This window comes from Streptomyces sp. NPDC089915, assembly GCF_040684675.1.
Classification (GTDB): Bacteria; Actinomycetota; Actinomycetes; order Streptomycetales; family Streptomycetaceae; genus Streptomyces.
The window spans coordinates 1-13,740 of the sequence record NZ_JBFBGN010000016.1; the positions used below are offsets into that span (position 1 = coordinate 1).

Annotated in this window: 13 protein-coding genes; 4 read left to right on the forward strand and 9 right to left on the reverse strand. The window is 72.4% G+C overall.

Annotated features, from left to right (window positions below; genetic code table 11):
• From AB0O29_RS07605 to AB0O29_RS07620, 4 genes are all read right to left on the reverse strand, one after another.
• The coding region (locus AB0O29_RS07605; RefSeq protein WP_365147623.1) for an ATP-binding protein at positions 1–1,963 on the reverse strand (1,963 nt) is incomplete at its 3' end.
• Positions 1,964–2,596: 633 nt separating this feature from the next.
• Positions 2,597–3,238 carry a LysE family translocator gene (locus AB0O29_RS07610; protein WP_365147626.1) on the reverse strand — a complete coding sequence of 214 codons (642 nt, stop codon included), beginning with the start codon at positions 3,236–3,238 and terminating at the stop codon, positions 2,597–2,599.
• Between the two features lie 88 nt (positions 3,239–3,326).
• Complete coding sequence (locus tag AB0O29_RS07615) at positions 3,327–3,650, reverse strand: STAS domain-containing protein (protein WP_344165298.1); 324 nt, start codon at positions 3,648–3,650, stop codon at positions 3,327–3,329.
• Between the two features lie 205 nt (positions 3,651–3,855).
• Positions 3,856–4,704 (reverse strand): 3-hydroxyacyl-CoA dehydrogenase family protein, encoded by an 849-nt coding sequence (locus AB0O29_RS07620; protein ID WP_344165295.1) that lies wholly within the window; start codon positions 4,702–4,704, stop codon positions 3,856–3,858.
• A 182-nt stretch (positions 4,705–4,886) separates the two neighbouring features.
• Between AB0O29_RS07620 and AB0O29_RS07625 the strand changes: the two genes are divergently transcribed.
• Complete coding sequence (locus tag AB0O29_RS07625) at positions 4,887–5,459, forward strand: cob(I)yrinic acid a,c-diamide adenosyltransferase (protein WP_365147631.1); 573 nt, start codon at positions 4,887–4,889, stop codon at positions 5,457–5,459.
• Between the two features lie 173 nt (positions 5,460–5,632).
• On the opposite strand, the gene AB0O29_RS07630 is transcribed toward AB0O29_RS07625, so the two are convergent.
• A complete protein-coding gene (locus AB0O29_RS07630) occupies positions 5,633–6,211 on the reverse strand; it encodes a hypothetical protein (RefSeq protein WP_365147634.1) in 579 nt (192 codons plus the stop codon).
• 160 nt (positions 6,212–6,371) lie between these two features.
• On the opposite strand from AB0O29_RS07630, the gene AB0O29_RS07635 reads away from it, so the two are divergent.
• From AB0O29_RS07635 to AB0O29_RS07645, 3 genes are all read left to right on the forward strand, one after another.
• Positions 6,372–7,556 carry a histidine kinase gene (locus AB0O29_RS07635; RefSeq protein WP_365147637.1) on the forward strand — a complete coding sequence of 395 codons (1,185 nt, stop codon included), beginning with the start codon at positions 6,372–6,374 and terminating at the stop codon, positions 7,554–7,556.
• A complete protein-coding gene (locus tag AB0O29_RS07640) occupies positions 7,553–8,206 on the forward strand; it encodes a response regulator transcription factor (protein ID WP_365147640.1) in 654 nt (217 codons plus the stop codon). Before AB0O29_RS07635 ends, AB0O29_RS07640 begins: the two co-directional genes overlap by 4 nt.
• A 182-nt stretch (positions 8,207–8,388) precedes the next feature.
• On the forward strand, positions 8,389–10,257 hold the full coding sequence (locus AB0O29_RS07645) for a glycoside hydrolase family 18 chitinase (RefSeq protein ID WP_365147643.1): 1,869 nt from the start codon (positions 8,389–8,391) through the stop codon (positions 10,255–10,257).
• 59 nt (positions 10,258–10,316) lie between these two features.
• On the opposite strand, the gene AB0O29_RS07650 is transcribed toward AB0O29_RS07645, so the two are convergent.
• The 4 genes from AB0O29_RS07650 to AB0O29_RS07665 all read right to left on the reverse strand — a co-directional run bounded on the left by AB0O29_RS07650 (position 10,317) and on the right by AB0O29_RS07665 (position 13,731).
• Complete coding sequence (locus tag AB0O29_RS07650) at positions 10,317–10,763, reverse strand: DUF2550 domain-containing protein (protein ID WP_211275098.1); 447 nt, start codon at positions 10,761–10,763, stop codon at positions 10,317–10,319.
• A gap of 128 nt (positions 10,764–10,891) precedes the next feature.
• Positions 10,892–11,266 (reverse strand): F0F1 ATP synthase subunit epsilon, encoded by a 375-nt coding sequence (locus AB0O29_RS07655; RefSeq protein WP_045948891.1) that lies wholly within the window; start codon positions 11,264–11,266, stop codon positions 10,892–10,894.
• A 105-nt stretch (positions 11,267–11,371) separates the two neighbouring features.
• Complete coding sequence (atpD, locus tag AB0O29_RS07660) at positions 11,372–12,814, reverse strand: F0F1 ATP synthase subunit beta (protein ID WP_365147646.1); 1,443 nt, start codon at positions 12,812–12,814, stop codon at positions 11,372–11,374.
• Complete coding sequence (locus AB0O29_RS07665; protein WP_365147649.1) at positions 12,814–13,731, reverse strand: F0F1 ATP synthase subunit gamma; 918 nt, start codon at positions 13,729–13,731, stop codon at positions 12,814–12,816. The genes atpD and AB0O29_RS07665 overlap by 1 nt, the downstream gene beginning before the upstream one ends.
• Between the last annotated feature and the right edge of the window lie 9 nt (positions 13,732–13,740).

A 13,740-nucleotide genomic window follows, 5' to 3' on the forward strand; every position in this document is an offset into this window, starting at 1 on the left:
GCGAGGGCTCCCACCCCGGCCCGGCGTTGAAGACCGGCGTATCCGGCCCGGCGGCGGGGGCAGGCGTCCCCAGCTTCGCGTTGAAGACCGGTGTCCCCGGCCCGGCGGCGGGGGCAGGCGTCCCCAGCTTGGCGTTGAAGACCGGCGCATCCGGCCCCGCCTGGGCGGCCGGAGCGGGCTTGACGAGCTTCTCGGTGCGGGCGGTCGGCGGGGCGGCGGCCGGGGGCTTCGCCAGGGGCGCCGTCACGGCCGTCGCGGAGCCCGTCACGGAGCCCGTCGCGGGGGTCTTCGCCGCGGGCGGCCGGGTCGCGGGGGCCTTCGTCAGGGGGACGGTGGGCTGCGGGACCGTCGCGCCCGGGGACGGCGGCGCCTCCAGGCGCAGCGGCGGGGAGGCCGCGGCCCCCAGCGTCTCCCGGTCGGTGACCAGCGCGAGCGCCCGCCGCCCGGCGACCGTCCCGCGCTTGTCCGCGAGCGCGCCGCGCAGCCCGATCGAGGCCTCCAGTTCGGCCCGGGCCCGGTCCAGGCGCCCCTCGCACAGGGCGAGGACGCCGAGTTCGTGGTGGAAGTACGCCTGCTCGGCGACCTCCCCGGCCTTCCGCGCGGCCTCCGCGCCCGCGCGCAGCACCCGCTCCCACGCGTCCCAGTGCAGCGAGGCCGCGAAGGCCGGAGCCGCCGTCCGGGCCAGGAGTACGGCGGCCACCACATCGGCGCCGGCCAGCGCGGCCAGCACCGCGTCGGCCTCGGCCGCGACCCGCTCCGGGGTCACCGAGGCGTGCCCGGTCCACCAGGCGTAGTGCCGGGCGGCGGTACGGGCCTCCTCGGCGCCGGCACCCCCGTACCCGGCCTCCTCCAGCTGCCGTGCGACGCCCTCGGCGAGCCGGTGGCGCGGTCCGACGGGGGTGATGAGCCCGCAGCCGAGGAGTTCGGCGACGGCCGCGTCGGCGTGGTGGTCGCCGACCAGCGCGGGCAGGTGCGCGGGGTGCGGGAGTTCCCCGCCCAGCGCGCAGGCTATCCGCAGGGCCGCGCGGGCCGACTCGCTGACCCGGGAGGCCAGCAGTTCGGCGGGGGCCGCGGCCTGGGCCAGGGTGGGCAGCGGGACCGGGGCGGGGTCGCGCGGGCGCTCGTCGAAGACCCCGGGCTCCTCGTCCTCCTCCCCGGCGGCGGTCCCGTTCAGCGCGTCCCGCTGCCGCAGCAGCGCGGCCGCCTGGACGAAGCGCAGCGGGAGCCCCTCGGAGGCGAAGCGCAGGTCCCCCGCCCAGGCCGTCTCCGCCTCGGTCAGGGGCCGCCCGGTGAGCGTCTCCAGCAGCTCCGTGCAGCCGGTGCGGCCGAGTCCGCCGAGGAAGACCTCCTCCAGGTGCGACTCGTCGGAGGGGGCCTTGGCGTCGGGGGTGGCGGCCAGCAGGTAGGCGCACTCGGGGGTGGCCCGCAGCAGTTCGTCCAGCGCGGGGCCGCCCAGCTCCAGGTCGTCGAGGAGCACGACGGCGCCGATCTCGCGGACCCGGGCGAGCAGGGCCGTACGGTCGGGGCGCCGGCCGGCGGTGTCGTACACGGCGGCGTAGAGGGCGTGCAGCAGCTCCGCCGGCTGCTGCTGGCCGTGGCCGCTGAGCCGCACCACTCCGTCGGGGGCGAGGTCCGCGCACTCCCCGGCGACGGCGTCGAGCAGGGCGGTGCGGCCGGATCCGGCGGGTCCGGTCAGGCGTACGGAGCGGCCGCGCTGCAGCAGCCGTACGAGCCGCTCCCGCTCCTCGGAGCGCTCCAGGAGCGGCCGGACGGGAACGGGCGCCCCGGGCGGCGCGGGCGGCCGCGCGGCGGCGTCACGGACCGCCCGGGAGGCGGCGTCCCGCTTGGCGGGCCGACGGCCGGGATCGGGTCCGGCGCCGGGCCGGTGGGGCTCGATCTCGCTGCCGTCGACGGGGTTGACGGTGAGCGTGAACTCCCCGGCCGTCAACGTCACGACCCGCACGGGCCCGACACCCGCCGCCGGCACCCCGGGGGCGGGGGTACCGGCGGACCCAGCGGCGTCGGACGCACCGGCCGCAGGCTTACCCGCGAACAGACCGCCCGCAGGCGTGCCGTCAGCCGGGCCGGCCGCCGGCGGGCCCTCGGCCGGAGTGTCGTCGGGCGCACCCGGTACGGGCGTGCCGGCCGCGGGCGTGCCCTCGGCCGACGAGGCGTCCCGCGAGCCGCCCTCAGGCGTACCGCCGACCCGCGTGCCCACGCCGGGGCCGCCGATGGCCGGTCCTGCCGTGGCCGGGCGGGCATCGGCGGAGGGCCGCTTCCCGGGCGCGGAAGCGGACGCGGACGCGGCCGTTGCCCCGGTCTCGGTCTCGGTCCCGGGCCGCCGGCCCTTCCCGGGCTGCCCCTGTGTACCGTCCATGACCAAGTCTCCCCGCCTCACGTCGCGCGCTCCGTCGCCGTCTTTCCTACCGCCCGGCCTCGCTCGCGCCGCTTGTCGCTACTGGTCCGGTTTCCGCCCGACCCTAAACGCTGCCGGGCCGCGCCGGTACCGCCGGGGTGCCTCCACCACGGGACCGTTACGTTTCCCGCCCGTACGTACGGAAGCCGGAACTCCGCTCCTACCGGACGGTATCCGGGCTCAGTCCTTGCGGCCGGTCGCGGCGACGGCGACCCCGAGACCGATCATGGTGAGCCCGCCCACCCCGCCGACGAGGGAGAGCCGGCGCGGCGATCCGGTGAACCAGCCCCGGGTGGTGGCGGCGACCAGCCCCCACACGCTGTCCGAGACGATCGCGATGAGGTTGAAGACGAGGCCGAGCAGGAGCATCTGCAGGACGACCCCGCCCCGCTCCCGGTCGACGAACTGCGGCAGCACGGCGGCGAAGAAGACGATGGTCTTGGGGTTGGCCACGCCGACCACGAACCCCTCCCCCAGCGTCCGCAGCCCGCCGTGCGCGACCGGGGCCGCCTCGGCGAGGGCCGCGTGCAGGGAACCGCGCCGGCGCACGGCCTTGACGCCCAGGTACACCAGGTACGCGGCGCCCGTCAGCTTCAGCGCCGTGAAGACGAGGACGGAGCGCTCGACGACGGACCCGACCCCGAGGGCCACCGCCACGACGAGCACGTACGCCCCGAGCGTGTTCCCGGCCACGGTCGTCAGCGCGGCCCGGCGGCCCTGGGCCAGCGCCCGGCCGATCACGAAGAGCACGCTCGGGCCGGGGATCACGATCAAGAGGAACGACATGGCCGCGAAGGCCAGCAGTCTGTCGGTGGACACCATGCGTCCATGTAAACCGAGCCCGGTCCGCCCCCGCAGCCCCTTTTTCCGCGAGGCCGCCGTACGCCCCCGCGACCGCACCCGCCCCGGATCAGACCCGGGGCAGCGACTCCGCTTCCAGCCCGCCCTCGATCGCGAGGATGCGGTGCAGCCGGGTCGCGACGAGCAGCCGCTGCATCCGGTCGGGCACCCCGCGCAGGACCAGCCGCCGGCCGGTCCGGCCGGCCCGCCGGTGGGCTCCCATGATCACGCCGAGTCCGGTCGCGTCCCAGGAGTCGAGTCCGGTCAGGTCGAGCACGAGGTCGCCGTGGCCGTCGTCGAGGGCGGTGTGGAGGGCCGTACGGGCGTCCGCCGCGCTGCGCACGTCGAGGCGGCCCCCGACAGCGAGTTCGGCGTGGTCGCCCCTGATGTGCATATGTGCTCCCCGGCTGTACTGCGTGCGTGTGGTCCGACGGGTCCCCGGTCGGCTCGTGCGTCGGCGCGCCGCGGCGGCTCGCGCCCCGGCCCGTGGTCGGCAACTCTCACCGCAACTGACTGTCGCGCGGGCGGTGAAGTTGCCGACCGTGAGCGAACCGATACCTAATTCACCCCGTAGGGTGCGGGGATTCGAACGGCCGTGCTCAGTGCTTGTAGAACCCCTGGCCGCTCTTGCGGCCGATGTCACCGGCGTCGACCATGCGGCGCATGAGCTCCGGCGGCGCGAACTTCTCGTCCTGCGACTCGGTGTAGATGTTGCTGGTGGCGTGCAGCAGGATGTCCACGCCCGTGAGGTCGGCGGTGGCCAGCGGGCCCATCGCGTGCCCGAAGCCCAGCTTGCAGGCGATGTCGATGTCCTCGGCGGAGGCCACGCCCGATTCGTAGAGCTTCGCGGCCTCGACGACGAGGGCGGAGATCAGGCGGGTGGTGACGAAGCCGGCGACGTCGCGGTTGACGACGATGCAGGTCTTGCCGACCGACTCGGCGAACGCGCGGGTGGTGGCGAGGGTTTCGTCGCTCGTCTTGTAGCCGCGGACCAGCTCGCAGAGCTGCATCATCGGGACGGGCGAGAAGAAGTGCGCGCCGACGACCCGCTCCGGGCGCTTGGTGACCGCCGCGATCTTGGTGATCGGGATGGCGGAGGTGTTGGAGGCGAGGACGGTGTCCTCGCGGACCAGGTCGTCGAGGGTGCGGAAGATCTCGTGCTTGACCTCGATCTTCTCGAAGACGGCCTCGACGACGATGTCCACGTCGGCGACCGCGTCGAAGTCGGTGGTCGTGGTGATGCGCGCGAGGGCCGCCTCGGCGTCCTCGGCCGTCATCTTGCCCTTGGAGACGAACTTGTCGTACGAGGCCTTGATCCCGTCGGTGCCCCGGGTCAGCGCGGCGTCGGTGACGTCCCGCAGGACGACGTCCCAACCCGCCTGAGCGGAGACCTGAGCGATCCCGGAACCCATCAGTCCCGCGCCGATGACGGCGAGCTTCCCAGCCACTGCACACCCCTCGTTGTTCTCAGTACGACCCGGCCTCGTAGCCTCTCCGGCGGAGACTAGCGTCCGTGAGGGGCCCAGTGACCGCGAAGTAACACGCGTCACGTCTCAGATGACGGACATCACACTGACACGGCCCAGCAGTGCGCGGGCCGCCCGCAGTTGGCCCGCACTACGCTGACGGCATGGTGAACCTCACGCGCATCTACACCCGCACCGGCGACCAGGGCACGACGGCCCTGGGCGACATGAGCCGGACGCGGAAGACCGACCTGCGGATCTCCGCGTACGCCGACGCCAACGAGGCCAACGCCGCCATCGGCACGGCGATCGCGCTCGGCTCGCTGCCGGAGGAGGTCGTCAAGGTCCTGGTCCGCGTGCAGAACGACCTGTTCGACGTCGGCGCCGACCTGTGCACCCCGGTCGTCGAGAACCCCGAGTACCCGCCGCTGCGGGTGGAGCAGTTCTACGTCGACCGGCTGGAGGCGGACTGCGACGTCTTCAACGAGCGGCTGGAGAAGCTGCGCAGCTTCATCCTCCCGGGCGGCACCCCCGGCGCGGCCCTGCTGCACCAGGCCTGCACGGTGGTCCGCCGGGCCGAGCGCTCGACGTGGGCGGCGCTGGAGGCGTACGGCGAGGTGATGAACCCCCTGACGGCGACCTACCTCAACCGCCTCTCCGACCTCCTGTTCATCCTGGCCCGCACGGCCAACAAGGAGGCCGGCGACGTCCTCTGGGTCCCGGGCGGCGAGCGCTAGGGCCTGTCGTCAAACTCCCGTCTGCCCCCCCCCGACGCCTGGCACGCGCTCTCGCCGCACCGGGCGAAAGCCAAGTACGTCCAGTACGCGGGCTTCCGCCCGGCACGCCGAGAGCACGCACCAGACGCCGCGGGGCCGCCCTCCGGGCGACGACGGGAGTCTGACGACAGGCCCTAGCGCCTGGTTCCGGCCATGTCCCCGCCGGACTCCGCGTCCGCGCCGGCCGGGGCCTTGCGCGGCCAGATCGTGTAGCTCGCGGCGACCACCGCGTGGATGCCGAGCACCCGCAGGGCGAGGAACTGCCACGACTGGAGGCCGCCGGTGTCGGCGGCGTCGCCGACGTACCAGATGCCTGCCTGGAGCAGCCCGACCGCGACGGCCGCGCCGGCCAGGGTGCGGGCCCACAGCTTCCACTCGTGGACGGCGCGGGCCCTGCCGTACCTCGTCCCGGGCGGCTTCGGGCCCCCGGCGAAGCGGTGGGCGGCGTGCCCGTCCAGCCAGCGCACGGTGTAGTGCCCGTAGCCGACGGTGTAGCCGATGTAGACGGCCGCGAGCCCGTGCCGCCAGCTCGGCTCGCCGCCGTTCCCCAGGTCGACGAAGGACACCACCAGCAGCACCAGCTCCAGCAGCGGCTCGCACAGCAGGACGACGGCGCCGAGCCTCGGCATCCCGGCCAGGTAGCGCAGGGCCAGCCCCCCGGCCAGCAGCACCCAGAACCCGATCTCGCAGGCGGCGATCAGCATGACGAGCACGGCCCGTCCTCCTTCCCCTCGTGGACTCCCTCCCAGGATTCCGGCGGCCCCGCCCCGCCGCCTCGTCTCCGGTGACGAATCCGCCCTGCATCCTTCGATGTAGCCCCGGTTCCGCCTCACCGCCGACGCCGCGCCGCGGCAGCCCGTGTTGGATGGGACCGTGCAGTCCAAGATCTTCCGCCCGCACCGCGACGACGTGCTCCTCGCGGTGGTCAGCGTGCTCGGCGGCGTGCTGCTGTGGACCCTCGGGGTCTACAGCAGCAACAACCGGCACTTCTTCCCGGCCTGGGCCGCCCTGGTGCCGCTGCTGGCCATCGGGCCGATGGAGCTGCTGCGGCGCACCGCCCCCAACACCACCCTGGCCGTCGGCACCGTCGCGGTGGTCGCCGACCAGTTCACCGTGGGCAACCTGGGCACCGTCATCGTCTTCACGGACCTGATGTACGCGGCCGTCGTCTACGGCAAACCGGCCATGGCGCGGCGGCTGCCGATCTCCACCGGCCTGATCACGGTCGTCGTCACGGTCGTCGCCGTGGCCTGGCTGCGCACCCCGCAGTCCCTGATGATCGGCATCATCACCGGCATCGTGTGCTTCGGCCCGGCCCTGACCGGCGCCACCCTGCGCAACCACCGCGAGGCCGCCGAGGCCGCCCGGCTGCGTGCCGCGCAGACGGCGCTGCTGGCCGAGATGGACCGGACGCAGGCGGTGGCCGCCGAGCGCGCCCGGATGGCCCGCGAGCTGCACGACATGGTCGCCAACCACCTCTCCGCCATCGCCATCCACTCCACCGCCGCGCTCTCCATCGACTCCCCCGCCACCAGCCGCGAGGCGCTCGGGGTGATCCGGGAGAACAGCGTGCAGGGGCTGGCCGAGATGCGCCGGCTGATCGGGCTGCTGCGCGAGGCGGGGGCCGGGCAGGAGGCCGCGCCCGTCCCCTCCCTCGACGGGCTGGGGGCGCTGCTGGAGCGGGCCCGGGCGAACGGCACGGCGAGCGGGCTGGACTTCGTCCTGCACGACGCGCGCCCGGCCGGGCAGAGCCTGCCGGCGCCGGTGGAGCTGGCCGCGTACCGGATCGTCCAGGAGTCGCTGACCAACGCCCTCAAGCACGCCGCCGCCGGCCGGGTCTCCGTGCGCCTGGCCCGGTGCGACGGCCTGCTGACGGTGGGGGTGGACTCCCCGTACGGGGACCGGCCGGGGCCGCGCGCGCCGGGCTCGGGGGCGGGGCTGGTCGGCATGCGCGAACGGACGGAACTGCTCGGCGGTACGTTCACGGCGGGCCTGCGGGGGTCCGTCTGGCAGGTGCGGGCGGAACTGCCCGCGACGGAGGGAACGGTGGCGGAGTGAGCATCAGGGTCGTGGTGGCCGAGGACCAGCGGGCGGTGCGGGCCGGGCTGGTGCTGATCCTGCGCAGCGCGGGCGACGTCGAGGTGGTCGGGGAGGCGGCCGACGGCGAGGAGGCGGTGCGCCTGGCCCGCGAGCTACGGCCGGACCTGGTCCTCATGGACGTGCAGATGCCGCTGCTCGACGGGGTCGAGGCCACCCGCCGGGTGGTCGCGGAGGGGCTGGCCGACGTGCTCGTGCTGACCACCTTCGACCTCGACGAGTACGTGTTCGGGGCGCTGCGGGCGGGGGCGGCGGGGTTCCTGCTGAAGGACGCGGACGCGGCGGAGCTGATCGCGGCGGTGCGGACGGTGGCGCGCGGCGAGGGGCTGATCGCGCCGGCGGTGACGCGCCGGCTGATCGCCGAGTTCGCCGCGCCGAAGGCGGTACGGGTACCCGCGCGCCCGGAGGCGGCCGCGGCGGTGGAGTCGCTGACGCGGCGCGAGCGGGAGGTGCTGGGGGCGCTGGGCGAGGGTTTGTCGAACGCGGAGATCGCCGTCCGGCTGGAGATGGCGGAGGCCACGGCGAAGACCCACGTCAGCAGGCTGCTGGCGAAGCTGGAGCTCCGCAGCCGGGTCCAAGCGGCCGTCTTGGCAAGGGAGTTGGGGATCTAGGCGGTCACTGGAGGTGAGGTCTGGACCTCTTGACGCTTGGTACAGACCTTTCTAGTCTCACCGCATCACTGTGGTGAGCGTGCCATGACAAAGATCGCTTCCGGCGTGCTCACGGGCGGCGCAGGTCCCATCCCCGGTGCCGGTCGGCCCCCCGACCGGCGCGGACCTACGGAGGAGCACCCTTGAGCACAGCACCCCCACGACGCATCCCCCTCTTCAGGAGGCTGGCCGCCACCGCGGTCGCCCTCGCCCTGCCCGTCGCCGGCCTCATCGGCCTGGCCGGGCCCGCGCAGGCCGCCGCCTCCGCGACCGCCACCTACACCAAGGTCTCCGACTGGGGCACCGGCTTCGAGGGCAAGTGGACGGTGAAGAACACCGGCACCACCACCCTCAGCAGCTGGACCGTCGAGTGGGACTACCCGGCCGGCACCCAGGTCACCTCGGCCTGGGACGCCACCGTCACCAGCTCCGGCACCCACTGGACCGGCAAGAACGTCGGCTGGAACGGCACCCTCGCCCCCGGCGCCACCATCAGCTTCGGCTTCAACGGCAGCGGCCCCGGCGCCCCCTCGGGCTGCAAGGTCAACGGCGGCTCCTGTGAGGGCGGCACCACCCCCGCGGACAACCCGCCCTCGGCCCCCGGCACCCCCACGGCCGGCGGCCTCACCGAGACCGGGGTGACCGTCTCCTGGCCGGCGGCCACCGACGACAAGGGCGTCAAGAACTACGACGTCTACCGCGACGGCGCCAAGCTGGCCACCGTCGCCGCCACCACCTACACCGACGGCGGCCTGACCAAGGGCACCACCTACACCTACACGGTCACCGCCCGCGACACCGCCGACCAGACCGGTCCCGCCTCCGCCCCGCTCTCCGTCACCACCCCCGGCGGCGGCACCGACCCCGGCCCGGGCCCCGGCCCCGGCCCCGACCCGGGCGCCAAGGTCAAGCTGGGCTACTTCACCGACTGGGGCGTCTACCAGCGCAACTACCACGTGAAGAACCTGGTCACCTCCGGCACCGCGGCGAAGATCACCCACATCAACTACGCCTTCGGCAACGTCCAGAACGGCAAGTGCACCATCGGCGACTCCTACGCCGACTACGACAAGGCCTACACCGCCGACCAGAGCGTCGACGGCGTCGCCGACACCTGGGACCAGCCGCTGCGCGGCAACTTCAACCAGCTGCGCAAGCTGAAGGCCAAGTACCCGAACATCAAGGTCGTCTACTCCTTCGGCGGCTGGACCTGGTCCGGCGGCTTCGGCCAGGCCGCCCAGAACCCGGCCGCCTTCGCCCAGTCCTGCTACGACCTGGTCGAGGACCCGCGCTGGGCGGACGTCTTCGACGGCATCGACATCGACTGGGAGTACCCGAACGCCTGCGGGCTGTCCTGCGACACCAGCGGCGCCGCCGCCTTCAAGAACCTGATGTCGGCCCTGCGCGCCAAGTTCGGCTCCTCCAACCTGGTCACCGCCGCCATCTCCGCCGACGGCTCCAACGGCGGCAAGCTCGACCTCGCGGACTACGCGGGCGCGGCCCCGTACGTCGACTTCTACAACGTCATGACGTACGACTTCTTCGGCGCGTGGGACGCCAAGGGCCCCACCGCCCCGCACTCCCCGCTGACCTCCTACACCGGCATCCCGATCGCCGGCTTCAACTCCGAGGCCGCCATCACCAAGCTCAAGGGCAAGGGCATCCCCGGCGCCAAGCTCAACCTCGGCATCGGCTTCTACGGCCGCGGCTGGACCGGCGTCACCCAGGACGCCCCCGGCGGCACCGCCACCGGACCCGCCCCGGGCACCTACGAGCAGGGCATCGAGGACTACAAGGTCCTCAAGACCAGCTGCCCCACCACCGGCACCGTCGCCGGCACCGCCTACGCCAAGTGCGGAAGCAACTGGTGGAGCTACGACACCCCCGCCACCATCGCCGGGAAGATGACCTGGCTGAAGAACCAGGGCCTCAAGGGGGCCTTCTTCTGGGAGTTCAGCGGGGACACCACGAACGGCGAGCTCGCGAACGCCATCCACACCGGCCTGCAGTAGCCGCACACGACGAAGCCGGGGAGACGGGTCCGCCCCCGTCTCCCCGGCTTCCTCACGTCCTAGGCGACGTTCACCCGCTGGCCGGGAGGCGCCGCCTCCAGCCAGGCCAGGAATCCCGTCAGCGCGTCCTCGCTCATCGCCAGCTCCAGGCGCGTCCCCTGGTGGGAACAGCCGAGCACGACGGAGTCGGACAGCAGGGCCAGCTCCTCCTCGCCCTCCGGCGCGCGGCGGGCGAGCACCTCGATGGAGGAACGCTCCAGCAGCCGGCGCGGCCGCGGCGAATAGCTGAACACGCGGAACCACTCGATGCGGTCACCGCTGTAGCGGGCGACCCCGTAGACCCACCCCTTGCCGGAGACGTCGGGCTCCTCGGCCACGCCCCAGCGCAGGCTGCAGTCGAAGGTCCCGCCGGAGCGCTGGATCAGTCTGCGGCGCAGCCCGAACACGAACAGCCCGATCACCACCAGGGCTACGACCAGGCCGCTCACAAGCAGAGCGAGGAGCATCTTCACCGACCTCCTCGCTCATCGAAAACCGCACACACAAAAAGTACGTACATCGCCTCAGCCGCGACCCGCTCCGGAAAATTCCGGAACGGACCGCGGCTGAGGTTTCAAGCTCTTCGGTACGGGGCTCAGTGCCCCGCGACCGCACGCAGCCGGACATCGGCGCGACGTTCGGCGGCCGCGTCAGCGTCCGCCTTCGCGCGCTCCAGTGCCCGCTCCGCACGCTGGACGTCGATCTCGTCCGCGAGCTCGGCGATCTCGGCCAGCAGGGACAGCTTGTTGTCCGCGAACGAGATGAAACCGCCGTGCACCGCGGCGACGACCGTGCCGCCATCGCTGGTACGGATGGTCACCGGGCCCGATTCCAGCACACCGAGAAGCGGCTGGTGACCGGGCATGACGCCGATGTCGCCGGACGTGGTGCGGGCGACGACCAGGGTGGCCTCGCCGGACCAGACATTGCGGTCCGCCGCGACCATCTCGACGTGCAGCTCAGCAGCCAAGGTGGCTCCTCGGGTCACCACCCGGCGGGTCCGCCGGGTGTTGGGTCAAATTCTAATGGGCGTGGAGAGAGGGGCGGGACACACCCGCCCCTCTCCTGCGGAGCGTCAGGAGACGCCCAGCTCCTTGGCGTTGGCCTTCAGGTCCTCGATACCACCGCACAGGAAGAACGCCTGCTCGGGGAAGTGGTCGTAGTCACCGTCGCAGATCGCGTTGAACGCGGTGATCGACTCGTCGAGCGGAACGTCCGAACCGTCCACGCCGGTGAACTGCTTCGCCACGTGGGTGTTCTGCGACAGGAAGCGCTCGACGCGACGGGCACGGTGGACGACGAGCTTGTCCTCCTCGCCCAGCTCGTCGATACCGAGGATCGCGATGATGTCCTGGAGGTCCTTGTACTTCTGCAGGATCCCCTTGACGCGCATCGCCGTGGCGTAGTGGTCCGCCGCGATGTACCGCGGGTCGAGGATGCGGGACGTCGAGTCCAGCGGGTCCACGGCCGGGTAGATGCCCTTCTCGGAGATCGGACGGGAGAGAACCGTCGTCGCGTCGAGGTGGGCGAAGGTGGTCGCCGGCGCCGGGTCGGTCAGGTCGTCCGCGGGGACGTAGATCGCCTGCATCGAGGTGATCGAGTGACCACGGGTCGAGGTGATGCGCTCCTGGAGGAGACCCATCTCGTCGGCCAGGTTCGGCTGGTAACCCACCGCGGAGGGCATACGGCCGAGCAGGGTCGACACCTCGGAACCCGCCTGGGTGTACCGGAAGATGTTGTCGATGAAGAAGAGCACGTCCTGCTTCTGCACATCGCGGAAGTACTCCGCCATGGTCAGACCGGCGAGGGCGACGCGCAGACGCGTGCCCGGCGGCTCGTCCATCTGGCCGAAGACGAGGGCCGTCTTGTCGATGACGCCCGAGTCGGCCATTTCCTCGATGAGGTCGTTGCCCTCACGGGTACGCTCACCGACGCCCGCGAAGACCGACACACCGTCGTGGTTGTTGGCGACGCGGTAGATCATTTCCTGGATCAGAACGGTCTTGCCGACACCGGCACCACCGAACAGACCGATCTTTCCACCCTTGACGTACGGGGTGAGAAGGTCGATGACCTTGACGCCGGTCTCGAACATCTCGGTCTTCGACTCGAGCTCGTCGAAGCGAGGCGCCTTGCGGTGGATCGGCCAGCGCTCGGTGACCTCGGCGTTCGCCTCGGGGTAGTTCAGCACCTCACCGAGGGTGTTGAACACCTTGCCCTTGGTGAAGTCGCCGACGGGGACGGTGATGCCCTCGCCCGTGTCGGTCACCGGGGCCTGGCGGACCAGACCGTCGGTGGGCTGCATGGAGATCGTGCGGACCAGGCCGTCACCCAGGTGCTGGGCGACTTCCAGGGTCAGCGTCTTGAGCGCGCCGTCCTCGGCCGGGTCGGAGACCTGGACCTTCAGCGCGTTGTAGATGTCGGGCATCGCGTCGACGGGGAACTCCACGTCGACGACCGGGCCGATGACCCGGGCGACGCGGCCCGTGGCGGCGGCCGTCTCAACAGAGGTCGTCATTACTTGTCACTCCCCGCGGTCGCGTCGGCCATGGCGCTGGCGCCACCGACGATCTCGCTGATTTCCTGGGTGATTTCGGCCTGGCGGGCCGCGTTGGCAAGCCGGGAGAGGCTCTTGATGAGGTCTCCGGCGTTGTCGGTGGCCGACTTCATCGCGCGGCGGCGGGCGGCGTGCTCGGAAGCGGCCGCCTGCAGCAGTGCGTTGTAGATCCGGCTCTCGACGTAGCGCGGCAGAAGGGCGTCGAGGACGTCCTCCGCCGACGGCTCGAACTCGAACAGCGGAAGGATCTCGCCCTTCGCACCGTCCTCCTCCGCAGCCTTGTCGAGGCTGAGCGGCAGCATCCGGCCGTCCACCGCGTTCTGCGTCATCATCGACACGAATTCCGTGTAGACGATGTGCAGCTCGTCGACACCGCCCTCGGCCGTCTCCTTCTGGATGGCCTCGATCAGCGGCGCCGCGACGTGCTTGGCGTCGGCGTAGGCCGGGCTGTCGGTGAAGCCGGTCCACGAGTCCGTGACGTGGCGCTCACGGAAACCGAAGTAGGCCAGACCCTTGCGGCCGACGATGTAGGTGTCGACCTCCTTGCCCTCGCCGCGGAGCCGCTCGGTGAGCCGCTCCGCCTGCTTGATGGCGTTCGAGGAGTAGCCGCCGGCCAGACCGCGGTCGCTCGTGATGAGCAGGACCGCGGCGCGGGTCGGCGCCTCGACCTCGGTGGTCAGGGCGTGCTTGGTGTTCGAACCGGTCGCCACCGCGGTCACCGCACGGGTGAGCTCGGTCGCGTACGGCATCGACGCCGCCACCTTGCGCTGCGCCTTGACGATGCGCGAGGCGGCGATCATCTCCATCGCCTTGGTGATCTTCTTGGTCGCCGTGATGGCACGGATGCGACGCTTGTAGACCCGGAGCTGCGCTCCCATGAGTCAGGT